29 protein-coding genes are annotated in these 26466 nt (G+C 64.2%); 10 read left to right on the top strand and 19 right to left on the bottom strand.

What is annotated here, in order from left to right; genetic code table 11:
• Positions 1 to 12: 12 nt before the first annotated feature.
• Positions 13 to 339, bottom strand: coding sequence for a rhodanese-like domain-containing protein (locus A3M3_RS0120910; protein ID WP_028267968.1), 327 nt, complete (start codon positions 337 to 339; stop codon positions 13 to 15).
• 215 nt (positions 340 to 554) lie between these two features.
• Between A3M3_RS0120910 and A3M3_RS0120905 the strand changes: the two genes are divergently transcribed.
• From A3M3_RS0120905 to A3M3_RS0120895, 3 genes are read left to right on the top strand one after another with little or no spacing between them, the layout of a single operon-like run.
• On the top strand, positions 555 to 1298 hold the full coding sequence (locus A3M3_RS0120905; protein WP_028267967.1) for a peptidase E: 744 nt from the start codon (positions 555 to 557) through the stop codon (positions 1296 to 1298).
• Positions 1291 to 2748, top strand: coding sequence for an amidase (locus A3M3_RS0120900; protein ID WP_028267966.1), 1458 nt, complete (start codon positions 1291 to 1293; stop codon positions 2746 to 2748). Before A3M3_RS0120905 ends, A3M3_RS0120900 begins: the two co-directional genes overlap by 8 nt.
• Before the next feature lie 58 nt (positions 2749 to 2806).
• Positions 2807 to 4276 (top strand): peptide MFS transporter, encoded by a 1470-nt coding sequence (locus tag A3M3_RS0120895; RefSeq protein WP_028267965.1) that lies wholly within the window; start codon positions 2807 to 2809, stop codon positions 4274 to 4276.
• A gap of 78 nt (positions 4277 to 4354) precedes the next feature.
• Here A3M3_RS0120895 and A3M3_RS0120890 read toward each other — a convergent pair whose 3' ends face one another.
• Complete coding sequence (locus A3M3_RS0120890) at positions 4355 to 4936, bottom strand: DUF4190 domain-containing protein (RefSeq protein WP_028267964.1); 582 nt, start codon at positions 4934 to 4936, stop codon at positions 4355 to 4357.
• 203 nt (positions 4937 to 5139) lie between these two features.
• Between A3M3_RS0120890 and pgm the strand changes: the two genes are divergently transcribed.
• Positions 5140 to 6816, top strand: a complete 1677-nt coding sequence (gene pgm / locus A3M3_RS0120885) for a phosphoglucomutase (alpha-D-glucose-1,6-bisphosphate-dependent) (protein WP_028267963.1) — start codon at positions 5140 to 5142, stop codon at positions 6814 to 6816.
• Here the strand turns inward: pgm and A3M3_RS0120880 are convergent.
• Both A3M3_RS0120880 and A3M3_RS0120875 read right to left on the bottom strand, forming a co-directional pair.
• Positions 6813 to 7325 carry a 2'-5' RNA ligase family protein gene (locus tag A3M3_RS0120880; protein ID WP_028267962.1) on the bottom strand — a complete coding sequence of 171 codons (513 nt, stop codon included), beginning with the start codon at positions 7323 to 7325 and terminating at the stop codon, positions 6813 to 6815. The two genes, pgm and A3M3_RS0120880, sit on opposite strands and share 4 nt — an antisense overlap.
• Before the next feature lie 149 nt (positions 7326 to 7474).
• Entirely contained in the window at positions 7475 to 8080 is a 606-nt protein-coding gene (locus A3M3_RS0120875; protein WP_028267961.1) for a malonic semialdehyde reductase, read from the bottom strand.
• A 188-nt stretch (positions 8081 to 8268) separates the two neighbouring features.
• Here A3M3_RS0120875 and A3M3_RS0120870 point away from each other — a divergent pair, with 188 nt between their 5' ends.
• The gene (locus tag A3M3_RS0120870) at positions 8269 to 9621 is read left to right on the top strand and encodes a uracil-xanthine permease family protein (RefSeq protein ID WP_028267960.1); all 1353 of its coding nucleotides are present in this window, start codon (positions 8269 to 8271) and stop codon (positions 9619 to 9621) included.
• A 66-nt stretch (positions 9622 to 9687) separates the two neighbouring features.
• On the opposite strand, the gene A3M3_RS0120865 is transcribed toward A3M3_RS0120870, so the two are convergent.
• Positions 9688 to 10152, bottom strand: coding sequence for a GatB/YqeY domain-containing protein (locus A3M3_RS0120865; RefSeq protein ID WP_028267959.1), 465 nt, complete (start codon positions 10150 to 10152; stop codon positions 9688 to 9690).
• A 251-nt stretch (positions 10153 to 10403) separates the two neighbouring features.
• Complete coding sequence (locus A3M3_RS0120860; RefSeq protein WP_028267958.1) at positions 10404 to 11546, bottom strand: glycerate kinase; 1143 nt, start codon at positions 11544 to 11546, stop codon at positions 10404 to 10406.
• A 131-nt stretch (positions 11547 to 11677) separates the two neighbouring features.
• Between A3M3_RS0120860 and A3M3_RS0120855 the strand changes: the two genes are divergently transcribed.
• Together A3M3_RS0120855 and A3M3_RS26240 are read left to right on the top strand one after the other, a co-directional pair.
• On the top strand, positions 11678 to 12028 hold the full coding sequence (locus A3M3_RS0120855) for a YciI family protein (protein ID WP_028267957.1): 351 nt from the start codon (positions 11678 to 11680) through the stop codon (positions 12026 to 12028).
• Positions 12029 to 12035: 7 nt separating this feature from the next.
• The gene (locus A3M3_RS26240) at positions 12036 to 13337 is read left to right on the top strand and encodes an RNA polymerase sigma factor (RefSeq protein ID WP_051423442.1); all 1302 of its coding nucleotides are present in this window, start codon (positions 12036 to 12038) and stop codon (positions 13335 to 13337) included.
• Here A3M3_RS26240 and A3M3_RS0120845 read toward each other — a convergent pair.
• The 6 genes from A3M3_RS0120845 to A3M3_RS0120820 all read right to left on the bottom strand — a co-directional run bounded on the left by A3M3_RS0120845 (position 13279) and on the right by A3M3_RS0120820 (position 17726).
• Positions 13279 to 14064, bottom strand: coding sequence for a glycerophosphodiester phosphodiesterase family protein (locus A3M3_RS0120845; RefSeq protein ID WP_028267956.1), 786 nt, complete (start codon positions 14062 to 14064; stop codon positions 13279 to 13281). The genes A3M3_RS26240 and A3M3_RS0120845 overlap by 59 nt on opposite strands.
• 22 nt (positions 14065 to 14086) lie before the next feature.
• A complete protein-coding gene (locus A3M3_RS0120840; protein ID WP_028267955.1) occupies positions 14087 to 14335 on the bottom strand; it encodes a hypothetical protein in 249 nt (82 codons plus the stop codon).
• A 168-nt stretch (positions 14336 to 14503) separates the two neighbouring features.
• Positions 14504 to 15313, bottom strand: coding sequence for a Cof-type HAD-IIB family hydrolase (locus A3M3_RS0120835; RefSeq protein ID WP_028267954.1), 810 nt, complete (start codon positions 15311 to 15313; stop codon positions 14504 to 14506).
• Between the two features lie 44 nt (positions 15314 to 15357).
• A complete protein-coding gene (locus tag A3M3_RS0120830) occupies positions 15358 to 15882 on the bottom strand; it encodes a YbhB/YbcL family Raf kinase inhibitor-like protein (RefSeq protein WP_028267953.1) in 525 nt (174 codons plus the stop codon).
• A complete protein-coding gene (locus A3M3_RS0120825; RefSeq protein WP_028267952.1) occupies positions 15879 to 16847 on the bottom strand; it encodes a carbohydrate kinase family protein in 969 nt (322 codons plus the stop codon). Before A3M3_RS0120825 ends, A3M3_RS0120830 begins: the two co-directional genes overlap by 4 nt.
• Positions 16848 to 16913: 66 nt before the next feature.
• The gene (locus A3M3_RS0120820) at positions 16914 to 17726 is read right to left on the bottom strand and encodes an alpha/beta hydrolase (RefSeq protein WP_028267951.1); all 813 of its coding nucleotides are present in this window, start codon (positions 17724 to 17726) and stop codon (positions 16914 to 16916) included.
• A 164-nt stretch (positions 17727 to 17890) separates the two neighbouring features.
• On the opposite strand from A3M3_RS0120820, the gene A3M3_RS0120815 reads away from it, so the two are divergent.
• Positions 17891 to 19000 (top strand): GTP pyrophosphokinase, encoded by a 1110-nt coding sequence (locus A3M3_RS0120815; protein WP_028267950.1) that lies wholly within the window; start codon positions 17891 to 17893, stop codon positions 18998 to 19000.
• A gap of 38 nt (positions 19001 to 19038) precedes the next feature.
• Here A3M3_RS0120815 and A3M3_RS26235 read toward each other — a convergent pair whose 3' ends face one another.
• From A3M3_RS26235 to A3M3_RS0120785, 6 genes are all read right to left on the bottom strand, one after another.
• A complete protein-coding gene (locus tag A3M3_RS26235) occupies positions 19039 to 19677 on the bottom strand; it encodes a LacI family DNA-binding transcriptional regulator (protein WP_081736979.1) in 639 nt (212 codons plus the stop codon).
• Positions 19678 to 19680: 3 nt separating this feature from the next.
• On the bottom strand, positions 19681 to 20358 hold the full coding sequence (locus A3M3_RS0120805) for a LysR family transcriptional regulator substrate-binding protein (protein ID WP_051423472.1): 678 nt from the start codon (positions 20356 to 20358) through the stop codon (positions 19681 to 19683).
• A 171-nt stretch (positions 20359 to 20529) separates the two neighbouring features.
• Positions 20530 to 21594 (bottom strand): sulfate/molybdate ABC transporter ATP-binding protein, encoded by a 1065-nt coding sequence (locus A3M3_RS0120800; RefSeq protein WP_028267948.1) that lies wholly within the window; start codon positions 21592 to 21594, stop codon positions 20530 to 20532.
• Positions 21591 to 22394 carry an ABC transporter permease gene (locus A3M3_RS0120795; protein WP_028267947.1) on the bottom strand — a complete coding sequence of 268 codons (804 nt, stop codon included), beginning with the start codon at positions 22392 to 22394 and terminating at the stop codon, positions 21591 to 21593. The genes A3M3_RS0120800 and A3M3_RS0120795 overlap by 4 nt, the downstream gene beginning before the upstream one ends.
• Positions 22395 to 22400: 6 nt before the next feature.
• Entirely contained in the window at positions 22401 to 23213 is an 813-nt protein-coding gene (modA, locus tag A3M3_RS0120790) for a molybdate ABC transporter substrate-binding protein (RefSeq protein WP_028267946.1), read from the bottom strand.
• Positions 23210 to 23620, bottom strand: coding sequence for a TOBE domain-containing protein (locus tag A3M3_RS0120785; protein ID WP_028267945.1), 411 nt, complete (start codon positions 23618 to 23620; stop codon positions 23210 to 23212). Before A3M3_RS0120785 ends, modA begins: the two co-directional genes overlap by 4 nt.
• 169 nt (positions 23621 to 23789) lie before the next feature.
• Here A3M3_RS0120785 and A3M3_RS0120780 point away from each other — a divergent pair, with 169 nt between their 5' ends.
• Both A3M3_RS0120780 and A3M3_RS26230 read left to right on the top strand, forming a co-directional pair.
• On the top strand, positions 23790 to 24239 hold the full coding sequence (locus tag A3M3_RS0120780) for a DUF5997 family protein (RefSeq protein WP_028267944.1): 450 nt from the start codon (positions 23790 to 23792) through the stop codon (positions 24237 to 24239).
• Positions 24240 to 24315: 76 nt separating this feature from the next.
• On the top strand, positions 24316 to 24945 hold the full coding sequence (locus A3M3_RS26230; protein WP_155854484.1) for a hypothetical protein: 630 nt from the start codon (positions 24316 to 24318) through the stop codon (positions 24943 to 24945).
• An 81-nt stretch (positions 24946 to 25026) separates the two neighbouring features.
• On the opposite strand, the gene A3M3_RS0120770 is transcribed toward A3M3_RS26230, so the two are convergent.
• Entirely contained in the window at positions 25027 to 26427 is a 1401-nt protein-coding gene (locus tag A3M3_RS0120770; RefSeq protein WP_028267943.1) for a flavin monoamine oxidase family protein, read from the bottom strand.
• Between the last annotated feature and the right edge of the window lie 39 nt (positions 26428 to 26466).

Genomic DNA, 26466 nt, shown 5'->3' with positions numbered 1-26466 from the left:
TATGCGGCGCGGCTAGAGGACGACCGGCTTGAGGCCGTTCTCCGAAACCATCGGAAGGCCGGACTCGAACCACATATCCATGCCACCGCCGATGTTCGTTGCGGTGTAGCCCTGACCCACGAGCCATTGAACCGCTCGGTAGGAACGTCCCCCCGTGCGGCAGATGACAAAGAGGTCTTCGTCAGGATCCAGATCGTCAAGCCGTGCAGGGAGCTGGTCAAGGGGAATGTGCAATGCGCCCTCAGCGTGACCGGCTACCCATTCGTAGTCCTCCCGGACATCCAAGATTTTCGCGTCGGCCGGAACATCGCCGACAGGCACGGTCTCGAAATCGCTCATGTGACTTCCTTCCAGTTGATCCAAGTCTCCAGCCCAGCCTAGTCCCCGCCGGCTACCCTTACCTCGCTTCGCTTCGGCAAGGGAACCCTCGCGGCGTGGGCCCACCGCCGGAAGCCTCGGGTTACGGTACTTCCTCACTCGGCCGCCGCGGCACTAGTCTTGGCGCTAACGCCCGGCACAAAGCCCGGCGACCCGCACAAGTCAGGAGGAGTCACATGGCTACTGGCGAGCCCACTATCTTGGCGACCTCCGGCGGCTACAAATCCGGCCATCGCACCAGGATGGAGTTCGATCTCCTGGTGCACCACGCCGTCGAACTCTCGGGAGTGAGCGGGCGCGCGCCGCGCGTGGCGCATATCGGCACAGCGTCCGGGGACCAGCGTTGGTTCGCCGCGGAATTGGATCAGGCCGCCCGCGTTTCCGGTTTCGATTTCAGTCACTTGAACCTCTTCACGATGCCCAATCACCATGACCCCGAGGCCTACCTTTTGGAACAAGACGTGGTGTGGGTCAACGGGGGCTCTGTAGTCAATCTTCTGGCTGTGTGGCAAGCGCACGGACTGGATGGCATCCTCAGGCGTGTCTGGGAGCAGGGAGTGGTCCTGGCCGGCGTTTCCGCGGGCTCGATTTGCTGGTTCCAGGGCGGCACCACGGATTCCTATGGCCCTGAACTGCGCGCCGTCACCAATGGCTTGGGATTCCTCCCCTATGCCAACGGCGTCCACTATGACTCCGAGCCGGGCCGCCGCCCGCTGGTCCATCAACTGGTGGCGGAAGGCGTGCTGGGTGAAACGCATTGCACCGACGACGGCGTAGGGCTCGTCTACCGAGGCACGGACCTTGTTGATGTGGTCGCCGAAGTCAGGGGCAAAGCCGCCTACCGGGTCACCGCGGCACCCGGCGATTCCACCGGCGCCGTAGCCGTGGAAGAGCGCTTGGAGTCCCGCTTCCTTGGCTGACATCCACGAACTCGGCGCGGTCGAGTTACGCCACGCCTTGGCCACGGGGCGGCTCTCCGCAACGGAAGTGTCAGAACACTTCCTTGCCAGGATCGCAGAGCAGAACCATAGCTTGGGCGCTTTCATCACGGTGACGGCAGAGCAAGCCATGCTCGACGCCCATGAGGCGGACTCGGCCTACGTTCGCATGCGGAGGGAAGGCAGCGAACTTCCGTCGCTGCACGGTGTACCGCTGGCCTTCAAGGACCTCACCGATGTTGCAGGAGTCGTAACCACCCACGGCAGCGCCGCCTTGGACCGCAAGCCCGCCCCGGAAGACGGAGCCCTCGCAGCCATGCTCAAAGGCGCTGGCGCCATCTCGCTGGGCAAGACTCAGGTTCCGGAGTTCGGACTGACGGCATACAGCGAAAACCGCATCGCTCCGCCGTCGCGCAATCCGCACGCATTGAGTCGCAGCTCCGGCGGGTCGTCGGGAGGGAGCGCTGCCGCGGTCGCCGCTGGCTTGGTTCCCTTCGCACCCGGGAGCGACGGCGGCGGTTCCATACGTATTCCAGCTGCGGCATGTGGATTGCTGGGTTTGAAGCCGGGCCGCGGGTTGGTGCCTGCCGGCGAAGGTGTCGGGGACGCCGCACGCTTGGTGGTGGCCGGGCCCTTGGCGCGGACTGCGGCCGATGCTGCGCTCATGATGGACTCCTTGGTGCCGCGCGAACTCCAGCCGGAAGAGGGCTACCTTGCGGGCCTCGCGGAAGCGCCAGCCACCTTGCGCATCGGAGCGAGCCTCGACAGTCCATGGTCCACGGCATTTCCCTTCAGCACCGGGCAAGAGGCCTTGGATGCCTTCGCCCGCGGAATCGAAATGTTGACGCAAGCGGGCCACTCCGTGTTCGACGCCGAAGTCCGCTACGACAACCGCTATCCGCTTGCGTTCACCACTGCCTGGACTGCCGGCGTCGGGAGCGCACGCATACTGCCTCAGCGCGAAGCCCTGCTGACCCCGCTGACCCGGACCTTCCGGCGTAGGGCACAACAACGGAGCGCAGCAAAGGTCAACGAAGCGGTCGGCTTCCTCCGGCAATTCACGCACGACACCGTCGCCCAGTACGCGCAGTGGGACCTGGTGCTGACGCCGGCGTTGGCGCAAGTGCCAAGACCGGTGGGTTGGTTCACCGGAACAACGTCAGGAGGCGAGCAGTGGCCGGCCCCCGACTGGCCAGGCGACGCAGATGACGATTACCGCAAGCAATGCGAGTTTGCGCCATGGTCCTCCATGGTGAATGTGTGCGGACTGCCTGCGATTACCCTCCCTGTCCATTGGACCGGACCGGCCCCCGGAACGGGGCTTCCCATGGGCGTCCAACTCATCGGAAAAGCGGGATCCGAACTCCTGCTCCTGCAGCTTGCAGCGCAGCTTGAGCGGCAGCAAAAAACGACACCCAACACTTCAGGTTAGTTGCCTAAGGCATCTAAAAAATGTGACAATGCGCTCAGTCAATGTCACCATGGATTAGATGAGCACAACTCTTGACACGCGGACGCCCGCCAAAAATACGGGCGATACGTCATTTTTCGGCCACCCAAAGATGCTGGCCAGTCTCTTCTCCGTGGAAATGTGGGAACGCTTCTCCTTCTACGGCATGCAGGGCATCCTGCTTTACTACATGTACTTCACCGCAGACCACGGCGGACTATCGATCAACAAATCGCTCGCCGCCGGATTGGTTGGCGCGTATGGCGGAGGCGTCTACCTCTCCACGATCCTGGGCGCCTGGCTGGCGGACCGGATCTTCGGCTCAGAGCGAGTTCTGTTCGGTTCGGCCATCATGATCATGGCCGGCCACGTCGCCCTCGCACTTCTCCCCGGCATCCCGGGCCTGGTAGCGGGCCTGGTGCTCGTGGGAGTGGGCTCCGGTGGCCTCAAAGCGAATGCCACGGCGTTGGTCGGAAGCCTCTACAAGGAGAAGGACGAACGCCGTGACGCCGGCTTCTCCATCTTCTACATGGGCATCAACATCGGCGCCCTGATCGGCCCGATCGTCACCGGCTGGCTGCAGGAAAGCAACGGCTTCCACTGGGGCTTCGGCGCGGCCGCAGTTGGCATGGCAATCGGCCTCGTCATCTACGCGCTCGGCCGAAACAAGCTCCCGGAAGAAGCCCACCGCGTCCCCAACCCCCTTCCTTCAGCACAGCGGCGCCGCTACGGGCTCATCTTCCTGGGCATCGCCGTCGTGATCGCTGTGCTGCTTCTGAGCGGTGCGGTAAACCCGGGCAATCTCGCCCGCAGCATGGCTTACGCAGCAATCGCCGTCTCGGTGCTGTACTTCACGCTGATCTTCAGAAGCAAGAAGGTCACGCCGATCGAGCGAAAGCGGGTTACCGCGTTCATTCCGCTCTACATTGCCTCGGCGGCATTCTGGGCGCTCTTCCAGCAGCAATTCACCTTCATTGCCGTCTACTCGGAAGAAAAGCTGGACCGTAACCTCTTCGGTTGGGAGATGCCCGCCGCCTGGGTGCAGTCCATCAACCCGGTATTCATCATCGTCTTTGCCGGCGTCATGGCTGCCCTCTGGACCAAACTCGGCCCGAAGCAGCCGGGTTCCCCGGTCAAATTTGCCGCCGGACTCTTCGTCATGGGCCTGGCGTTCCTGGCGTTCATCCCGCTGACCGGTGCGGGCAAGACCCCGCTGCTGGTGCTCGTGGGAATCCTGTTCCTCTTCACCCTGGCGGAACTGTTCCTGTCCCCCATCGGCCTGTCCGTGAGCACCAAGCTGGCACCCCAGGCGTTCCATACCCAGATGGTGGCCCTGTTCTTCCTCTCGGTATCGCTCGGCACCACGCTGGCCGGAATTCTGGCCGGGCTGTACAACCCTGACAACGAAATGCCGTACTTCCTGGGCGTCGGTGGCACCGCAGGGGTGATCGCAGTGGCTTTGGCAGCAGGCTCACCAGCCATCAAGAAGCTGATGAGCGGGGTGCGTTAGGACACCCGCTTAAACCGCGACGGCGGCCGGAGCGCTGGGTGGGATTCCCGCCAAGCGCTCCGGCCGCCGTCGTCGTTACTAGTAGTTGTAGTTATAGTGCGAAGCGGTCGTGGCAAGAATCGCGAAACCGACCCAGACGATGATCGCGCCGACGATGCCGAGGTATCCCATCACGAGGCCGGCGATAGCCATACCCTTGCCGGCCGGCTCCTTTTTGAGGGCCATGTGCCCGAGGATCACGGCAGCGATCTGCGGCAGGAAGAAGAAGCCGAATCCAATGAAGACCGCGATACCGCAGCACATGCTGGCAATACTCAAGCCCTTGGGCTCGGCCGGCATGCCGTAGTAAGCGGGCTGTCCATAGGGGCTGGCGGGCTGGCCATATCCGGGCTGGCCTTGCGGGACCTGAGGATAAGGCGAAGCGGGCTGGCCGAATTGGCTCGGACCACCCTGCTGCCGCCCGAACGGTTCGTGCGGCTGCTGCGGCTGGCCGTACGGGCCCGATGCAGCCGGCGAGGCAAACGGCTGCTCGCCATACGGGTTCTCACCCGATTGATCCGCAGCTGGGGCCGCAGGCGGAACGTACGACGGCGGTTCATAGCCCTTCGGCGGTTCCTCGCCCTGGGGAGCGTTCTCGGGTCTGGCTGGCTGATCGGTCATGGAAATCCCCCTGTGAGTCTTTGTGCCAAGCCTACCGCCGAGCCAAGGCGCACAGAAGCTTATGGGCCCGGCTTCCCCAGCGCGTGCCGCATTCCGGTAAACGTGCAGTGAATCTTCAAAGTGAAGCGGAAATAAGGAGTCATAGGCACCCCAATAGTCGGTTTTCTCTTCAAGCGCACAGAACCGTCTGGCATGCTGGGTCAATGGCTAGCCGTGCGGGCACAGTTGCCCTTCCCCAGGACCTTGTAGACATCACCGCTCTTCTTGACGCGTACTACGACGTGACGCCGGATCTAAGCGATCCCGCCCAGCGCGTTGCCTTCGGAACCTCCGGACATCGGGGGTCGAGCCTGAAGGCCTCGTTCAACGAAGGGCATATCCTCGCTATCACCCAGGCGATCGTGGAATACCGTGCCGCGCAGGGCATCACCGGCCCACTCTTCCTCGCGAAGGACACTCACGGGCTGAGCGAACCTGCACAAAATTCTGCCCTTGAAGTGCTTGCGGCCAACGGGGTGAATGTACTCATCGACGCGCGCCACGGCTATACGCCCACCCCTGCGCTGAGCCACGCAATCCTCAAGTACAACAACGAGGCCGGCGCGGGGCAGCCTCAGGCGGACGGCATCGTAGTCACCCCGAGCCACAACCCTCCGGCCGACGGCGGCTTCAAGTACAACCCTCCGCACGGCGGCCCAGCCGACACGGACGCCACCGGCTGGATCGCCAACCGTGCCAACGAACTCCTGGAAAACGGGCTGCGCGGCGTCAAGCGTATTCCGCTGAACGACGCCCTCAAGGCAGATGCCACCGGGAAGTTCGATTTCTTGAGCAGCTACGTGGACGACCTCCCCTCCGTCTTGGACCTCGATGCGATCCGCACTGCCGGCGTCCGCATCGGCGCAGACCCCATGGGCGGCGCTTCCGTGGACTACTGGGGTGAAATCGGCGAGCGTCACCAGCTCAACCTGACCGTGGTCAACCCCACCGTCGACCCGCAGTGGGCATTCATGACCCTCGACTGGGACGAGAAGATCCGCATGGACTGCTCCTCGCCGTCAGCCATGGCCTCACTCATCAAACGTATGTCCGACAGTGCTTCGGGCGGCACGGGCGCCTTCGATATCGCCACCGGAAACGACGCCGACGCGGACCGCCACGGCATCGTGACACCCTTTGTTGATGGGCAAGGCGGGTTGATGAACCCGAACCATTACCTCGCCGTCGCGATCGACTATCTGTACCGCAACCGCACGGGCTGGAATCCGAACTCCGTTGTCGGCAAGACCCTCGTCTCTTCCTCCATCATTGACCGCGTAGCTGCGGGTCTGGGGCGCAAGCTCGTGGAGGTTCCCGTGGGCTTCAAGTGGTTTGTCCCGGGGCTGCTCTCCGGCGAGGGCGCCTTCGGCGGCGAGGAATCGGCCGGCGCGTCCTTCAACAAGCGCGACGGCAGCGTCTGGACCACCGACAAGGACGGCATCCTGTTGGCCCTGCTGGCCTCCGAGATCACAGCGGTCACTGGCAAGTCACCGTCGCAGCTCTACAAGGGCCTCACCGATCAGTTCGGCGCACCCGTGTACGCCCGGATCGACGCCGCGGCCACGCGTGAGCAGAAAGCCAAGCTCGGCAAACTCTCCGCTGCGGATGTCACCGCAACCATGCTGGCAGGAGAAGAAATCACGGCCAAGCTGACCGAGGCTCCCGGAAACGGCGCCCCAATTGGCGGCCTCAAGGTGGTGACGGAGAACGCCTGGTTCGCGGCCCGCCCGTCCGGGACCGAGGACGTCTACAAGATCTACGCCGAGTCCTTCAAAGGCGCCGACCACCTCAAACAGGTCCAAGAAGAGGCCAAGGCACTCGTGGACAGCGTGATCTCCTAGCCCTCGGGGGCGTTTGGCTCCGCCGGGAGGCGCCACAACTTCAGGATTCGACGGATGGTGTGGTTGCCTTCCGGCGCCATGTCCACCAGCGCAATCTGATTAAGCACGACGGCGTCACCCGGCTTGGGCCGCTTGCCGTCGTGGTGCGAAATGTGCGGACGGTAGTGTTCCATGACGTATTGCGGGGTTGCCGGGCGCCCTCCGATGCTTGCCACAGCCTCGAACAGTTCTTCGTGCAGGCCCTGCAAAATGGGATGGTGTTCCACGAGGCTGACCGCGATGGAACCTTGGTGACCGAATCCGGCGTCGGGCCCGACGGTAAGGTCCGCGCCCAAGGCGCCCATCGCGGGTGCTGTGACAAGCTCGCTGAGGCGAGCGGCGACGTCGTCATCGTCGGAGGGCTCGACGTCGAACCTCAACAGAGTGATGTGCAGCGGCCAGTCGCTGCGGGGGAAGATCAGCCCGTCAGCCACCGATTCGACGAACGCCACCAAAATCAGGTTCCGCATAAGGAAATTTTGCCACCGAAGCTCCTCGTCCCGGGGCCGACCCTCGCTCACATATCCGGCCTTAAACACCTACGCTCCATCACAAGTCGTGAAGGAGCGTAGGCAGAAAAGGCAACAAAAATGAGCGTGCGTCACATGGGGCGGTGCCGTTAGACGGTGCGGACGACGTCCTCGTACGCGAACTTCGGCTTGGCTTCGCCGAATGCGTCCGGGCCCGGCTGGCCGATATTAACCACGAGGAAGCTCTTCTGATCCCCGGCCGGGAAGAACTCGGCGTCGATCGCTGCGAAGTCGGCACCCGTCATGGGGCCAGCGGCAAGGCCGAGGGAACGGACGGCGAGGATGAAGTAGCCAGCCTGCAAGTGGGCGTTATTGTTGCCTGTGGCTGCGGCGAGCTCGGGGTTGACGTCGTACATAGCCTTGGGGGCCGCGTAGACCGGGAGGAACTTGTCCCACTGCTCGTGCCAGGCGGTGTCGTAAGAAAGGACTGCGACCAGCGGGGCGGAAGCGGTCTTTGCCTTGTTGCCCGGAGAAAGGGTCTCGACGAGCTTCGCGCGGGCCTCCTCCGAACGGACGTAGGTGACGCGCAGCGGCTGGGAGTTGAACGCCGTGGGGCCGAACTTGGTCAGCTCGTAGATGGCCTGGGCCTGCTCCTCGGAGACTTCACCGGCAAAGGAATTGGCAGTGCGGGCTTCGGCAAAAATGGCGTCGACTGCTGCGGCGTCAATCACTGCTTCTTCGTGGGCGATCGTCATTCGCATACCTTTCGCTGTGCCCGCAGCCGTGGACGGCCGGGCGCTTATGCTTTCCATGGTTTCAACTTCAGCCTCGGGCATCCTCTTCCCGCAAAGCCACGTGACGTTCCACACAGCGGCAGGGGCGAGCCATTCGGGCGGTAAGGTTGCACCCGGACAATCACAACTTTCAGGGAAGGCTCCCGTCGATGAGCATGCTCGGAACCAAATGGAAGCTGCACGGAAACGGCAAAACAATCCGGCCGGGACACGTGGTGGCACCCGAGGAGCGGCTCGCATGGCCGCTGACCATCGGCGTTGGCATGCAGCACGTCGTCGCGATGTTCGGCGCTACCTTCCTTGTGCCCATCATCACGGGCATGCCGCCGGCCACCACGCTGCTCTTCTCCGGCATCGGCACCCTCTTGTTCCTGGTCATCACGAAGGGCCGCGTACCCAGCTACCTTGGCTCGAGCTTTGCTTTCATCGCCCCCATCCTGGCGTCCCAACAGCAGTTCGGCGTTCCCGGTGCGCTCGGCGGAGTGGTGCTTGCCGGCGTCGTACTGGCGCTTGTCGGCGCAGTGGTGCAAAAGTTCGGCGCTGAGTGGATCAACCGGACCATGCCGCCTATCGTCACGGGAGCAATTGTCGCCCTGATCGGGCTGAACTTGGCGCCCGCCGCGAAAGCGAACTTCGACAAAGCCCCGGTCACCGCTCTCGTCACGCTCGTGACGATCATCTTGGTGAGCGTCCTGTTCCGCGGCATTCTGGGCCGCCTGAGCATCCTGGCGGGTGTAGTGGTGGGCTACTTCACCGCCATGGCGCGCGGCGAAGTGGACTACTCCAAGATGGACGCGGCCTCGTGGATCGGACTGCCGCATTTCCAGACGCCCGAATTCCACCTCGGCGTCGTGGGCTTGTTCGTGCCGGTTGTCTTGGTGCTTGTGGCTGAGAACGTAGGGCATGTGAAGTCCGTCGCCGCGATGACGGGACGCAACCTCGACGACGTCTCCGGGCGTGCTTTGATGGCCGACGGCGTTGCAACGGTCCTCGCCGGGTTCGGCGGCGGCTCCGGTACCACAACGTATGCCGAGAATATCGGCGTCATGGCAGCCACGAAGGTCTACTCGACTGCGGCTTACTGGGTTGCCGGGGTCTTCGCCATCCTGCTGAGCTTCTCGCCCAAGTTCGGCGAACTGATTGCCACGGTGCCCGCCGGGGTGCTGGGCGGTGCCGCGACCATGCTCTACGGGATGATCGGCGCCCTGGGCGTGAAGATCTGGGTACAGAACAAGGTCAACTTCTCCAACCCCATCAACCTGACCACGGCCGCCGTCTCTTTGATTATCGGGATCGCCGACTACACATGGACCATCGGCGAATTGAAATTCACGGGCATCGCGTTGGGCTCGGCCGCTGCCTTGGCGGTCTACCACGGCATGAAGGGCCTGGCCCGTTGGCGCGGGACCGTCGCCGAGCCGGAGACCGAGACCACGGGGCTGCCGCCGGCTGTGAAATCGACGATGAATTCCGCGGCTAAGAGGAGCGGGAAGAAGCCATAAGGGCCCGTCCCAGAGCAATTCATGTGTTCGGCGGGGAGGGTTGCCCTCCCCGCCGAACACTATTGGCTATGACAGGCGCTTGCGGACAATCTCACTGACCGCCTTGCCGTCGAAGCGGCCAGCGACCTTTTCGTTGACCGGTTTCATGACATATCCCATGTGCAGAAGGGTCAACTCCACGCCGTCGGCCTTCAGGGAGGCGATGACCTCGTCAACAATGGACTCGACTTCTTCGAGGGTTAGCGGTTCTGGCAGGTAGGCCTCGAGTACCTCGGCATCCGCGATCTCCGTGGCGGCACGCTCGGACTCTCCGGCCTCCTCGTAAAGGCGAGCGACCTCGTGGTACTGGGAAGCCTCCTGCTGCAACATCGCCGTGATCTGGGCGTCGTCCAGATGGATGGGCGTCTCCCCGGCCTTCTCACGGGTGTCAATCTCGCTGAGGACGTTGCGCGTAGCGTTCAACGCGATGCGGTTACCGTCCTTCATATGGCTGACGACGTCTGCGTGCAGCCGCTCTTTCAAGGTGGTCATGGTGTGCTCCTCGATTCGAATTGCCGTGCTGGCCGGCTGCCAGCTCGGCAGGCGGTGACGGCGTCCCGGCTGGGTCGTCGCATCGTAGGCGCATGGCAGAAGTTCGAGCCATACTTGTACCTTCATTATCTGCCCTGCGACGACGCGTAGCCCCGTTGAGCATGCCCCCTCTTGGCACTCAGGATTGGACATATTGGCACTATGTCCATTCCTCGTGGCAACCGGAGGGCATGTCCCTTGGTGGACGGAGGCTAGACCCCTTCAAGTACCTGGCTCGTGGCCCACGCCAGGTACTTGGCGGCGTTCGCTATGGCGTCGTCGGCGTCGGGCACTCCGTTCTTGCGCTGCGCAACATCGAGCAACTGTCCCGCGGCAACCACCCCGTGCCCGGCCAGTTCTTCGGGCGTCACAAGGATCCTGCCTGCCACCACAATCACAGGGATGCCATGCCGATGCGCTGAATCGGCCAAGGCGATGGGTGCCTTGCCGGTCAGCGACTGCGAGTCCATGGAACCTTCGCCGGTGATCACCAAATCCGCGCTGCCAAGCTGCTCGGGAAGTCCCGTGAGTCCCGCTACGAGTGCGAACCCGCCTTCCAGCGTGGCCTGGGTGAAGGCCAGGAACGACGCCGGGAATCCGCCAGCCGCGCCGGCACCGGGCACGTTGACGTCCTGACCGCCAGCTTCCCTGAGCAGGGAAGCCCAGTTGCGCAGGCCGGCGTCGAGCAACTCCACAGCCTCCTCATCCGCGCCCTTCTGCGGGCCGAAAACATGCGCGGCGCCGTCGCTGCCAAAGAGCGGATTCTGGACGTCGACGGCGATCCGGAACCTCACCGCGGTCAGGCGCGGATCCAGCGCGGAAAGGTCGAGGGACACGACGTCGGCGAGCGGGCCTCCACCGAGCGGAACCACGTTCCCGGCCGCGTCCAGGGGCTTGAGCCCGAGCGCGCGCAAGGCCCCGCTGCCGCCGTCGGACATGGCGGAACCGCCCACGCCGAGCACAATCTCGTTGGCTCCGGCGTCGAGAGCTGCGGCGATGAGCTGGCCGCAACCGTAGCTGTGGGCGCGCAAAGCGTTCTCCGGAGTCGGCTCCATGTGCGTCAGTCCGGACGCTTGCGCTGTTTCGATCACCGCGGTCGCTCCGCCGAAGGAATTTTTCCGGATAGCCCATGCGGCACCCACAGGTTTGAGAATGGGGCCCACGACGGCGGTGATCCGCTCCTCGTAGCCTGCCGCCACGGCCGCGTCCAATGTTCCTTCTCCGCCGTCGGCAATGGGGAATTGGGTCACCACGGCATCCGGATAGACACGCAATACGCCCTCGGCCATGGCCGATGCAGCCTCGGCAGCGGTGAGGGAACCTTTGAACTTGTCCGGGGCTATCAGGATGCGCATGCTTCCATCCTGCCAGCGGGCTAGGCTTTTCACAGATCAGTGGGTAGGGATGTCGAAAACAGCTCACGCGGTTCGTATAGAGGGTGAGACGCGGGCAGGGTGCCAGCGCCACACCCCAAGGAGGAACAGTCATGTCACGCTATCTGCTCAGCATTTACCAGCCCGACGGCCCCATTCCGGAACCCGAGATCCTGAACAAGATCATGGCCGATCTCGACGTCCTGAACCAGGAAATGCGCGACGCCGGCGCTTGGGTTTTCACGGGTGGGCTGCACCCCGCCAGCACCTCCACAGTGGTGCGGATGAAGGACGGTGAAGCGCTCATCACGGATGGCCCCTTCGCGGAAGCCAAGGAGCATGTGGGTGGACTGTGGATCATCGAAGCCCCGGACCTGGACGTGGCACTTGAGTGGGGACGCAAGGCCGCCCAAGCTACCACTTTGCCTATCGAGGTCCGGCCGTTCGCGGGATATCGGGAATAGTTTCCCCATGATCCATATTTCGGAGATCGGACAAATATTCCGCGAAGAGTATGGACGCTCCGTGGCTATTCTGGTCCGTGTTTTGGGCAGCATCGACGCGGCCGAAGACGCGGTCCAGGATGCCTTCACCGAGGCGGTGGCCCGTTGGCCAGCCGCCGGGCTCCCACCTAGTCCGGCCGGCTGGATCATCACCACGGCCCGCAACCGTGCGATCGACCGGTTACGCCGAGAGGCTACCGGGAGGGAAAAGATCGCCCAGGCCGCCCTGCTGGACGGCGAGCTGCAGGGCGGGCTGCACGGCTGGCTGCACGGCGACGAAGCCGAAGGAATCGAGGTCGATTCAGTGGACGACAACCAACTCCGGCTGATCTTCACATGTTGCCACCCCGCCCTCAACCGGGCCGCGCAGGTCGCCTTGACACTCAAACTCCTGGGCGGGCTCACCACCGGCGAAATTGCCCACGCATTCCTGGTGCCCGAGCCCACCATGGCCCAGCGCCTGGTACGAGCCAAAGGCAAGATCCGCGACGCCCACATCCCCTACCGTGTGCCAACGGAGGCTGAACTGCGTGAACGGCTGAAATCGGTGCTGGCCGTGATCTACCTGGTCTTCAACGAGGGCTATGCGGCGAGCTCGGGCGCCGGGTTGGTTCGCGAAGACCTCTGCCGCGAGGCCATACGTCTAGGCAGGCTCATCATGGAACTGATGCCCGATGAGCCCGAAGCCAAAGGGCTCCTGGCCCTCATGCTTCTGCTTGATGCCCGCCGCGCCGCCCGGACAAGTCCCGACGGCGGCCTGGTGCGGCTTGCGGACCAGGACCGCAGCCTCTGGGATACCGGTCTGATTGCTGAAGGGCATCGCTTGGTACGGGAATGCTTGAAGCTGAATCAGCCGGGGCCGTACCAACTCCAAGCTGCCATCAACGCGGTGCACAGCGATGCCGCACACCCGGCGAGCACCGATTGGCGACAAATCCTGGCGCTCTATGGGCAACTCATTGCCATGGAGCCGACCCCGGTGGTCGCCTTGAACCGAGCCGTGGTCCTCGCGGAGGTGGAGGGACCCGCTGCGGGTCTTGCCGCCGTCGATCTCCTTGAACTGGGCAATTACTACTTGTTCCACGCCGTGCGGGCTGAGCTGCTCCGGCGCCTCGGCCGCAACGACGAAGCTGTCGCCGCATACCGTGCCGCGCGGGAACGTACCGACAACGGCGCGGAGCGGGACTTCCTGGAAGCGCGCATCCGGGCGCTCACCACCACTGCCCCCGGCCCTGCAGCACCGACTTCAGGCGATCCGCACGGTCGGTGACCAAGCCGTCCACGCCCATATCCAACAACCTGGCCATTTCTGCGGCTTCGTTGACCGTCCAGACGTGGACCTGCAGTCCAAGCCGGTGCGCCCGCCGTATGAAACCGGGCGTCACTACCGTCAAGGGTCCGTAGCGGACCGGCACTTGGAGGGCGTCGACGTCGTGCAGGATCTTCCGCAACCAACGTGCCGGAAGAAGCGGTCCCAGCAAGGCGAAGGCAGCGTTGCAGACCATCCCCGCCGAAGAAGCCGTTCGACGGCGGAGCAGGCGTAGGACCGCTCGACGCCGGCGGTCGGAGAAACTCGCGATCAACACGCGATCATGGGCATCGAGCCGTTCAATGACCTCGGCAAGGGCTTTGACGGTGTGCCAATCCTTGACGTCGATGTTCAGCCGTGCCAAGGGGAAGTCGGCCAGGGTGTCTGCCAGGAGCGAAATCCCTTCGCGGCCGCCGATGTGCGCCTTGGCAACCTCGGCGGCGGCGAGCTTGGAGATCTGGCCTTGGCTGTCCGTGACGCGGTCCAGGGTCTCGTCATGGAAGAGGAGTACCACGCCGTCGGCCGTGGTGCGGGCATCGGTTTCAACGTGCGTGAAGCCAAGCCCAAGTGCGGCGCTGAACGCCGAGGCCGAGTTCTCGAGCCCTTCCGGCGAAAATCCGCGGTGGGCGAAGGCAAGCGGCACCGTTTGCCCGTCCGGGCGGCTGAAGAAGGGCAGGTTTGGGCTCACATCGGTAGCGTAGCCCGTGGCCTCAGGATTCCTGCGGGACGATCTCCACGCCGTCGCCGCAGTGCACCAGCGTGCGGCCGCGGCCGCCGTCGAGGTTCACCCAAACCACGCTGTGGTCACCCGACACGGCGTCCACCTGGCCAGGGTTCTCAAACCCCGGCGCGAGCTTGACCCTCACGCGGTCTCCGCGGCGCAACTGCTTCCAATGCTCAGCCGGCACTGCGCGGAGAACCGGCGTCTCGGGCCACCCCGTCGTCTTCCTCTTTGCCATCATGTCCCCTGTGATAAGTATCGAATGATGGCAAGAGCCTATGGGAAGTAGTTGAACGGCAGTTGGACTGAAGCTGTGTAAAGGGTAAGCGGACCCAACTAGCTGACAGTAGTTGTCGTTTAGACGCCCCAAAACGACAATAAGTGCGAGTTAGTTGGGCCCAGGACGCTAGACGCGCAGGGAAGCGAGCTTCGCCTCTAGGATCTGGGCCACACCGTCATCGTTGAAGTGCGGGGCTTGCTGTCCTGCCGCACTGATGGCTTCGGGGTGGCCGCTGGCCATCGCGTAACCGTCGCCTGCCCAGCGGAGCATCTCGACATCGTTGGGCATGTCCCCGAAAGCCACCACATCCGCGGCGACAATGCCCCGGGATGCCGCATATTCAGCCAACGTCACGGCCTTGTTGACACCGGGGGCGGACATTTCCAGGAGTGCCGTCCGTGGCGCTGAGTGGGTGGTCTCCACGAGATGCGCGACGGCGGGCTGCACCTCCGCCAGGAAGGCATCCGGCGTTCCGCTCCGGGTCACCGCAAGGAACTTGACGACGGCGTCTTCCGCGGTGAGCGTTTCGTCCAGCCGGGCCGGCGTGAACTCTGCCAGGAGCTCACTGGTCTCGTTCTCGATGAACCCTGGTTCGAGGTGGAATCCGGCAAGGGTTTCGGCCCCGAAAAGTGCGTCTGGACGGAGCCGCTTGATGATCCGGCGGGCCTCCAGCACTGACTCTATACTCAAGGCATTGGAGGACATCAGTTTGTCCGCTTCAAGATCCCACACCACGGCTCCATTGGAACAGATGACGATACCGGTGTGGCCGATCTGCTCGCGGAGAGGGTGGAGCCAGCGTGGCGGCCGCCCGGTCACGAACACCACCTCGATGCCGGCGTCGCGGCACGCATGGAATGCGCTGATGGTGCGGCTGCTGATCCGGCCGTCATGGCCAAGGATGGTGCCGTCAATGTCACTTGCTACGAGCCGCATTATGTCAGTCTACGTGGGGCGCCCCGCGTCGAACCCGCCAAGGGCTAGTGCCGCTCGAAGTGGCCCGTGATGACGGCCCTGCCCAAGGTGTGCGAAGCCAACTTATGGACGAGCGCTTCCGTGGAGGCCCCGGCGTCAGGACCCAACTCTGCGACATCAACAGCGTGGACGGCCACGATGTACCGGTGCGGGCCGTGCCCGGGCGGAGGCGCGGCACCCAGATAACCGGGGAACCCGGCGTCGTTCTTTAGCTGGAATGCACCTGCCGGCAAGCGCGAACCACCTACGGCTCCGGCGCCGGCCGGCAAGGAGCTCACACTGGCCGGCACGTTGACCACAGCCCAATGCCAGTAACCACCAGCTCTGGGCGCATCGGGATCAAAGACGGTGACAACGTAGCCCTTGGTGCCATCCGGGGCGCCGCTCCAGTTCAGCTGCGGGGATTCATCCTTTCCGCCGGCCACCCCGAAGCGTTTGCTGGTCTGGGCGCTGCGCAGTGCCTCACCGTCCCGGAACGACTCGCTGCTCACATCAAAGGACGGGACGTCTGGAAGATCGGCGTAACTCATGGCTGCCTTTCGATGCTTGACTCGGTCTCGGACGGCTGAAGGGCATTGAGTTCGGCGCGCGTGGGCGGGTTCGCGCCTGGTCGGGACACCGTGATAGCTGCGGCACGCGCTGCGTGGTTGAGGATCTCTTCAAGTACTTCGACGGGCAGGGCGTGGAGCTCTTCCCGGTTTTGTGCCCCTGCCAGTTCGTGGTCGACGATCCCGGAGAGCAGTGCGGCCATGAAGGAATCCCCCGCGCCCACCGTATCCGCCACGTCTACCTTGGGGGCGTCCACTTGAGCCTCACCCGCGGCGGTGACGCCCCACGGACCGGCTGCTCCCCGTGTGACGACGACGATGGCCGGACCAGCGCTCCCGCCCAAGCGCAGCCAGCGCCGGGCCGATTCCAAGGCGTCAACGCCCGGATAGAGCCATTCGAGGTCTTCGTCGGATGCCTTGACCACGTCGGCAAGCGCAACGAAGCGCTCCACCTGGGCGCGGGCATAGTCCCGATCCTTGATGATGCTGGGACGGCAGTTCGGGTCGAAGCTAATGGTCGCGTTCGGGTGGGCATGCTCGACGGCGGCAAGGACTTCAGCGGCGCCCGGCTCCAACATCGTGGCGATCGAGCCGGTGTGCAGGAGCGATGTCCCCTGGAGCATGAAGGGCAGTCGCGCGGCGAGCCCGGGAAGCTCCCATGTGAGGTCGAAGGTGTAGCTGGCCGCGCCGTCGTCGTCGATCAGGGCCGTGGCCACACTGGTGGGACTCTCGTCCGGCGGCAGGGGGACCATAACGGAACTGGACCGCAGGTGGGCCGCAATCGAGTCTCCGTAGGCGTCCTTGCCGAAGCGCCCCACGAACTGCACTGCGTGGTCCAGCCGGGCCAATCCGACGGCAACATTGAGGGGACTGCCGCCCACGTGGGCAGCAACTCCCGAGGAGCGCTGAACGACATCAACCAGCGCTTCACCTATGACTGTCAGCATGGGACAACTCTGCCACGCGGAGGCAGCGTGCGTCTCGCGATTGCAGCTGGTTTGTCCCAGCAAGCCTCACGCCAGCAGCCTTTGCACCAACTCCCGGCACTTCTTGTACGCAACCGCCCTGGGGTCGATCAGATCGAAATGGTCACCTGGTACCTTGAGGAACTGAGCCGCACCCCCGGAAGCCGTGGTTGCGGCAACATAGCCCTCGGATTGGCTGCACGGGACGTCGTCGTCCGCCGCAGCGTGAACGGCAAAAACCGGGATGGCAAGCGGGAGCGAACTCATGGGGTCCGCATAGATATGCCGTTTGGGGTATCTCACCGAGTCGCCACCCATCAGGTTGTCGACGGCGCCGTTGCTCAAGTTGAGTCGCTCGGCATCTGCCAGGTTCAGCAACCCCGATTGGCTGACCACACCGCTCAGGTTCACTGACGAGCCGTTGTCGTGCCGATGGAGTTGACGATCGGCGTCCGGCGCGCCGATCGTGGAAAGCTTTTCCCGTCCGGCCGCCCAGACCGCGAGATGGCCACCCGCGGAGTGGCCAAGCGCAACCACTTTGTCGAGGTTGAGCTCGTGCGCCCCGGCAATCTCGCTCAGGTGGTCGATTCCCGTGAGGACGTCTTCGAAGGTGTGCGGCCAGCCGCCACCGTTGCCAGCCCTCCGATATTCAAGGTTCCAGGCGGCTATTCCATGCGCAGCCAGGTCCTTGGCAATCGGCTCACCGAGTTCGGCGCCGTACTGCGACCGCCAATAGCCTCCGTGGATCACCACCACCACTCCGTCCGGCCGACTGCGGTGTGGCTGCAGCGAGTTGTCAGGGACGAAGAGCTCGCCCCATTGGCTGGGGTGCTCCCCGTAGTAATACTTGTGCCGCTTCATCGTGTCCTCCTTTGTGCCGAGCCTATCGCGGCGAAACGCCGCGTAGGGGGAGCCAAGGCCGTGGAGATCTTGCTCAGGGTCAATGGCCGCTTCACGGGAACCCGGCCCCGTGCTCGTACGGACCCGCTCCCGAAACTGTCGGCCCACAGCCGTAAGCTGGAGGCATGGCTAGCAATTGGGACAGCTTGGATCCTCAGCTGCGCGAATCAGTACAGGCGAATGTGGAGCTCTACGAACGCGTCCGGCCTGCACTGAAACTCGTCACCCGCGACGTCTTGCTGACTCTGCGGGACATGCTCAAGGACAGCGAATCCGTGCCCCTCTTCGTCACGGGACGCACCAAGACGGTCGAATCTTTCCGGGAGAAGATTTCCCGTACCGAGGCGCCCCTTGACGGCGGCCCGCGGGTGCTGAAGTTCCCGGACCCGTTCCGGACCTTGAACGACATGGTGGGCCTGCGCGTCATTACCAAGCTTCCGGCCGAAAACGCTGCGGTGGCCAACCTGATCAAACGTCAGCGCCAGCTTTTCGATTGCCGAGGCGACCTTGAAAAGGACATCGGATCCATCGAGTCCGGCACGTACGGATATTCAAGCCGCCACCTCATCCTGCGCACCATCCAGAACGAGTCGGTGAAGGCTTACCAACAAGTCTTCAATCCGGACATTCCGCCGAACGGCAGCTACTTCTTCGAGTGCCAGATCCGTACGGTATTTGCGCACGCCTGGAGCGAAATCGAACACGACATCCGCTTCAAGGCCGAGGATCCGCGGGCCTGGACGCCGCACTTCGACCGCCAGTTCACCGCCACCGCGGCCATGCTGGAAACCGTCGAGAGTGCCTTTGCCGACCTCCACGAACGCTACGAGGAAGTCCGCGGCTACTGGGATCTCGAGGGCGAAGGTTCCATGCCCCTCACGCCCAACCGTGTGCGGGACGTCTGGCGGACGCTGCTTCCGCATGTTGACCGTAAAGTGGACGACGACTGGGGCTGGGCCGCGGAGCTTCTTGCGGCCCACGGGCTGAACAAGACCGTGGAGCTAGCCGGACTCCTCAGCGCCAACCGCATCACCGAAGTCCGCAAAGCCCTGGACCACCGCTACTCCCCCGGACCGGACCGCCTCCTGGATGACCTCCTGCTGTGGCAGTACGGCACCGAACACATCGACCTCACAGCCGAGGCGCCCGACGTCGTCCCCCACCCCCGGCGGGACAGCCTCCAGCGGCGGCTCAAGCAGATTGAGCGATACCGCCTGAGCAACAACAGCAAGTAACTCGCAGTTAATGTCGTTCTGAGGGCTCAAAACGACATCTACTGCGAGTTAGTTGGGCCGGGAGATCGGAATTTCCACGGCGCAGCCACGGCGGTCCCGGCGCCGACGGTGCGCCCGGCGAGCCGGTCAAGGAGCAACCTGACAGCGCCTTCGAGGGCTTCCGGCTCAGGGGTGCCGCCCGCGGAACCCGGTGCCAGTACGTCGAAACCGGCCGGCTGCATGGTGTCCGAAATGATGACCTGGGCTATTCCCCGCCGTGCGAGCTCGCCCACCGTGAGGTCAAGAACGGTACCTGGAGGAAGGGCGCCAACGATCGCGCCGTCGGCCCCGCCGGAGAGCATGAAGCGCCGCCATCCTTCTCCAATGAGGATCACCGGCTGGTAGCCGTGCTGGGGCAAAATGCGTGCTGCCGTCGTGGCCAAAGCCCGGTCCCACGGCCATTCAAGGTCGCCAATGGCAATCGCTACAAGATCGGTCTTGCCGCGGCGCATTCCCCGGGCCGCCTGGTTCGGTACGTAACCCAGTTCCTTGGCAGCGGCCTGGACGCGCGCTTGCGTGGATTCGCTGATACGGGTGGTGCCGCCGAGGCGCCCGGACAAGACATACGACACCGTGGTGAGGGAAACGCCGGCGCTCTTGGCAACGTCCCGAATGGTCGGTTTCGCTCCAAGCCCCATCGCCTAGCGCCTTCCTTTCTTACGGGAGCCCTTGCCGCGGCCCTTGTCCGGGTTCGGGGCATAGCGCTGCGCCACGGCCGGTTTCTTGGCGCCAGTGCCGCGCCGGTCCGGTTTAGCTGCCTTCTTGGGCTTCTCCTGCTGTGCCGAAGGCTGCCGGGAACTCTGCGCCGTGCGACCACGGACAATACCGATGAATTCCTCGATGACCTCACTCGTGGAATCGCTCGGCCAAGCCAGAGCAATCTGGGTCCCTTCAGCCCCGGTCAGGCGACGCACCACCGTGTCCTTGACATTGAAGTGCCGGGCCACGGACATGGGCAAGACCACGAGCCCCGCACCGGAAGCCACTACCTGCATGGCCAGCTCCGGACCTCCCATCTCGGCAACATCCAGGAAGTTCTCTTCCGCGAGATCCTCCAGTGCCACCTCTTCGAACACGGAGATCTCGTGCCCTTTCGGAGCCACCACCACGGGCTGCTCTTCGTAAAGCGGAATGACATGGAGTCCTTCGCGGTCCACAGGCAAGCGCACAAAACTGAGGTCCGCGGAACCATCGCGCAACACCTCAAGCTGCGCGGCGTCGTCGGACATGAACGAGTGCAGCGGAACGTCGGGCATGCGATCTTCCCAGCGCCGGATCCACTTTCCGGGCGTCACGCCGGCGACGTAGGCGAAACGCAGCTCCCGGGGACCGCTCGTTTCGGCGTCGGAGGCACCAGGAGCACCGGAAGCGTCGGGAGCACCGGCTCTATCGGAGGCCTTTGGGGCTCCAACGGCGGGCGGGGATTCTTGATCGGCAGGCACCAGTTCACAGTACCGCTCACTCGGCTGCCAACGCAGCGCCAAGCCAAGCTACGCGGCGTACACCTGGACCGCCGTCGCCTTGACTACAAAATAGACGCGCGATCCCGGTTCCAACCCCAGTTCCGCGGACGCCGCCGGTGTGATGTCGGCCGCGAGATCCCCGGCCCGGACCCTAATATGGTCTCCGTGCGGTTCAAGATCCGTGATGCCAACCGGAAAAGAGTTGCGCGGGCTGCCGTGCGCAGCATCCAGGAACACGGAAACGGCCGACGGCGGGAAGGCGGCGACGCCGGGCTGGCCCGGTTCCGCTTCCTCGTCGAGGTGTCCCGCGGCGTGCAGGCTGGGAAGTTCCCCTGTGGCGACCGTCCTGAGACCGTCCTCCGTGACGGTGCCCGCCATGAGGTTCACTCCGGCGAGGCCGGCGGCGAATTGGCTGCGGGGCCGCCGAAGGACCTCACGGGTGGCGCCTTCCTCCACGATCCGGCCCTTTTCCATGACGATCACCCGGTCGGCGAGCATGAGGGCATCCAGGACATCGTGGGTGATGATCAGAGCGCGACGCCCCGAAAGGACCCTCTTGAGGAGCCGGCGCAAATGCGGAGCGGCATGGATATCCAGGGCAGACATCGGCTCGTCAAGGAGCAACAACTCGGGGCTGGCTGCCAGCGCCCGGGCCACGGCAACGCGCTGGGCTTGTCCTCCGGACAACTGCCCAGGCTTCCGTCCGGCCAACTGCGTGACATCGACTTCAGCAAGCCAGTGCCGCGCAGTTTCACGCGATTGTGCCCTGGAAGCGCCAGCGCTGCGTGGGCCGAATGCCACGTTGTCCAAGACGCTCAGGTGCGGGAAAAGCAACGGCTCCTGGGCCATCAGTGCGGTACCGCGAACATGCGGCGGGGTCCATAACCGGCTGCCGCCGTCGAGGTTGAACAAGACCCGCTCCCCCAGACGTGCGGAGCCGGCGTCGGGCCGCAAGAGCCCTGCCGCGACGGAAAGAAGCGTTGATTTCCCGGCCCCGTTAGGTCCGAGGATCGCCACGGTTTCCGCCGGTCCAAGGCTCAAGGACACGTCCAAGTTGCGGGCGCGCACAGTGGCTTCGATGTGGAAGCTCATGCCGCGGCCTCTGCCGGGATACCCGTCCGGTGCGGACGCCGGTAGGACAGCCCGACGACGATCACCGCCACGGCTACAAGCACCAGCGAAAGGGCGACGGCGGCATTGGCGTCGGTCTCGCGCTGAAGGTAGATTTCCAGCGGCAGAGTTCGCGTGACACCCTGCAAGCTCCCCGCAAACGTGAGGGTTGCCCCGAATTCTCCCAGGCTGCGGGCAAAGGACAACACCGCTCCGGAGGCGAGCCCGGGAAGGACCATAGGCACGGTCACGCGCCGCAGAATCGTACCGGGGCGGGCGCCAAGCGTCGCGGCAACGGCTTCGTAGCGGTTTCCGGCCGTCCGGAGGGCGCCCTCGAGGCTGACTACTAGAAAGGGCAGCGCGACGAACGCCTGTGCCAGGACCACCGCCGTCGTCGAAAAAGCGATCTGGATGCCCGCGAGCTCGAGGCTCTTGCCCAGAAGTCCCTGCCGCCCGAAGGTGTAGAGCAGCGCAATGCCGCCCACCACCGGCGGCAACACCAAGGGCAGGAGCACGAAGGCGCGGAGGAGCCTTTGACCGCGGAAGGGCCGCCGGGCAAGAACCAGGGCCAAGGGAATGCCGAAGAGGACGCAGAGGGCTGTGCTCGCTGCGGAGGTGCGGAGGCTGAGGCCCAGCGCAGTGAGCGAGGACTCGGAGGTCACCAACGGGATGAATTGGGCCCAATCGACTTTCACGACCATGGCGGCCAAGGGCAGCAAGACGAACAAGCCGCCCACTGCCGCCAGTCCGTAGACCCAACGCGGTATCCCGCTGTAGTTCATCAGCGCCTACGGTACGCCAAAGCCTGCGTCGCCGAGGACTTTCTTGCCTTCGCTGCCGGTAACCAAGCTGATGAAGGCCGCGGCAAGGTCCTTGTGCTTGCTGGTTCCCACCGTGGCGATCGGGTAGGTGTTGACCGCATTGCTGGACTCGGGGAACGGGACGCCCTTGACCTCGTCTCCAGCGCTCTTGACGTCGGTGACGTAGACCAGGCCGGCATCGGCCTCGCCCGAGGTCACCTTGCCCAGGACGTCGGTCACCGAGGACTCTTCGCTCACGGGCTTCAGGGTGGTGCCGGTGGCTTTCTCCACGCTCTGGGCAGCTGCCCCGCACGGCACCTGGCTGGCGCAGACAACCACCTTCACGCCGGGCTTGACGAGGTCCGCGAAGGAAGAGATCGACGCCGGATTGGCCGGCGGAACGGCGATGGTCAGGACATTGGTGGCGAAGTTCGTTGCCTTCCCGTCCAGGAGGGAAGCGTCGGACAGCTTGCCCATGTTCTTGGTGTCCGCGGAAGCGAAGACGTCGGCCGGGGCACCCTGGGTGATCTGCGTGACCAGGTCCGAGGATCCAGCAAAACTGAGGACCACTTTGGTGCCGGGGTTCTTCGCTTCGAATTCCGAGGCCAGCGCAGTGAACGTTGCTTTGAGCGAGGCTGCGGCGTAAACCGTGACGGTGCCGGAGAGCTGGGGCGAACTGCTGCTTGCGGTGCTGGCGGCGCTGTTTCCGTTAGTGCCGGGCGTCCCGGCACAGCCGGCGAGCCCTGCCAGCAAGCTCCCCCCTGCCAACAAGACTCCAAAGTTCCTGCGTGCGATCTTCACGTAATGCTCTTTCCCTGCGCGGTTTCAACAATGACGGTGGTGGCCTTGACGACGGCCGTAGCCACGGATCCCAGCTCCAGGCCAAGTTCGCGGACCGCCTCACTGCTCATGAGGGACACCACCCGGAAGGGCCCGCATTGGAGCTCTACCTGGGCCATGACCTTGTCCGTGGTGATTCCCGTGACCAAGCCAACGAAGCGGTTGCGGGCTGAGCGGCCAACGTTGGTGGGGTCCTCGGGCAGCGCTGCCTGCTCACGAGCCACATGGGCAAGCTCTAGTCCGTCCACTACCAGCCGACCAGACTCGTCTTTCATCCCCGTGAGGGACCCGTGGTCAATCCACCGGCGAACGGTATCGTCACTGACCCCGAGGAAGCGGGCGGCCTCCGAGACTCGTATATGCGGCATGAATCCATCCTAGAACCTCATATGCGTTTTAAACGAGAACTATTAACCGCAAAACCGTATATGACGGTCCGCGGGTGGGTCGCTTGGCCACCCAAGGGACGGAACCCCGGCCGCCGCCGAACGTCCGCCGCTGTGCCACTTCCCCGCGGTGGCGGATACCCTTAGAACCATGACCTCTGCAAACTCCCAGTCCATGAAGCCGGCCACCGTTGCCAAGAAACTTGGCATCTACCTGCCCGCAACACCCCAGGAGTTCCAGGATTCGGAAATCACCCGCGCCGATTTCGCCGAGCTCCAGGCCAACGCGCCGGAGTGGCTCGCCGAACTCCGCAGGACGGGTCCGCACCCGCGTCCCGTGGTGGCCCAGAAGCTGAACATCTCCATCAGCGGGCTCGCCCGCGGCGGCATCACCGAGCCCCTGACGACGGCGGAAATCACCGAGCTGCTAGCAGCTCCCCCGCAGTGGCTCGTCGTCGAGCGCGCCACCCATGCAGCCGTCCGCTCCGAGGCGAAGCGCATCAAGGAAGAAGCCACCAAGAAGGAAGCCACCAAGGAAGCGAAGACGAACGCCTCGGCAAAGCGGGACGCACCCAAGGCATCCAAGCGGGACCACGCCTAGTCCCACCACTCGCCTCCACGCTTTGCTCAGCGCATACTGAAGGTGAAGCGTGCGCATTCGCGTGGAGGTGGTCCGATTGCCCGCCACAACTGGAGTCCAGCTGACGGTCTGGGAGATCGCCCTATGGGCAATCCTCATCATGTGCGCTGTTGCATTGACGGTCCATGCCGTCAGCAAAGGCGTCGTCCAAAGAAGTGCCGAAAGTGGACATGTCCCCCTGCGCGATCCGCTCGGCCACCGCAACCGTGACCTCGTCAAAGAGCCCGACGCCATCTTCTGGAACGTCTTCGCCGGACTCGTGGTGATTGTCCCGGCAATCGTCATTCCCGCATTGGCCTCGCCCGCCGTCGGACTTTTGATGCTCTTCCTGGGCATCGGTGCCGCCCTTGCGGCCTTCTCAGTCGGCCGGAAGTTGGAGCGGAAGCGTCAAAGCAAGCCCGAAAACCGAGCGGGGTTCGCGGACGCCGCAGCGCGTCATGACGCCATCTTGGCCCGCTGGCAAAAGTACGAGCTGGACCCTGCCAGGGGTATCGACTTCCCCGGCATGAGCGACGTCAACATTCCGCAAACCGCTGCCTTGGTCCGGGCTCTCCAGGAAGCGCAACGCTGCCGGATCACCGCTGGGACAGACTATCCGCGCGCCGTCGAGCTGCTGGACGCCGCGATGGCCGAAGCTGAAGCGGCAGCAGGCGTTTCGGCACCGTAGGCCGCGGCTTCCAGAAGTGAGGTCCCGCCCCTTTCATCCGGTGAAAGAGGCGAGACCTCACGTGTGGATTGGTACCTGTTCCTAGGAGACCGGCACGGTGGCTACGCGGTTGTTGGCGGTGACGATCCTGGCGGCCGTTCCCAGGCCCATGCGGACTGCTCCATCCACATGCTGGTAGCCTTCCGCAGCGAGGTCGGAGGACGACCAGTAAATGGGCCCCACGTTGGCGTGCTGGTCCTTGCCGTAGCGGTGCAAGCCGCCCAGGTCGTAGCTGGCCGCGTAGGCGCCGCGGGTCCATTCCTCGGAGCCCCAATCGGATTCGTAGTAGACCTCGGCATCCAGGGCCCTCTCGCCCAGGAAGTTCGCGATGGACTCAAGGATGGCTTTCTTGCGCTCCTCGGCGCTGAGTTCGAAGACGGCATCGGCCTTTTCGTCGGACACGAAACCCACCAAGGTGCCGCGGGTATCTCCATGGTTGGTGTTGTCGTAAACCTCCTGGACCAAGGCGTCCGCACCGAAGCCCGTACCGGACAGGCCGTCTTCGCGCCAGAACGGCGTGCTGTACACAGCGTGGACCTTGATGACCAGGCCCAGGGACTGGTGCTGGTGCATCTGGTGTTGGCGGCGCGGCAGCGGCGGGTTGAAGGACACCCGGGAATACAGGTTCGGCGGGACCGCCATGATGACGAATCGCGCATTGACGATGGCGCACTCGGACTCGACCGTGACGCGGTGGCCTTCGCCCTCTCCCCGAGCTGGCTCCCAGTTGATGGTTCGGACGGGACTGTTAAGTACGACGTCGTCGCCCAATTCAGCGGCGATCAGCAGGGAGACCTGCTGCATGCCGCCGATAACCCGCTTGTCCAGGATGAAGTCTTCGTCGGTGAGGTTGGAGAAGGAACCTGCCGAAGCCGCCATCAGTACGGCCTGCAGCGCCGAGAAGGCGTGGGCGGGCTTGGTGAGCATGCCTCCGGCGATGAAGAGGCCGATGTTGTTGCATGCTTCCTCGTCCGTGGAGTTCTGTCGCAACCAGTGGTGGAAGGAGATGGTGTCCAGTTCGCGGGCCTTGGGGTGGGCCCAGGGCTCCTCCGGGCCGATCTCGGCAGCGAGCCCGTCCAGGATGGCCGTAAGCTTGTCCATCTCGGCTGCGGTGGTCTCGCTGACCGGGAAGGAAGCCCCGGTGTAGCGGGTGCGGTGGCCATCCGGCGCCAAGTAGACAGACTCTCCATCGCGGTAGCGGGAGTACATCTTCAAGCCCAATTCGTCCAAGAGTCCCATCAGGGCGGACTGATCCGGGGACACCCATTGTCCACCGATTTCCAGCATGGCTCCGTCAATGGTGTCGGTCCAGGTGCGGCCTCCGACGCGGTCGCGCGCTTCGAGCACGGCCACGCTGAGTCCGGCCTTCTTCAATTCGCGTGCGGCCGTCAGCCCCGACGGACCAGCACCGACAATGACGACGTCGCGATCAAGATTCAACATGATGTCCTTTCTGTGGCCGCCCCCGTTGGCTGACCAATA

Source organism: Arthrobacter sp. MA-N2 (assembly GCF_000517125.1).
Classification (GTDB): Bacteria; Actinomycetota; Actinomycetes; order Actinomycetales; family Micrococcaceae; genus Arthrobacter; species Arthrobacter methylotrophus.
The sequence above is the reverse complement of the archived record's forward strand: the minus strand, read 5'-3'. Positions and strand labels throughout refer to the sequence as shown.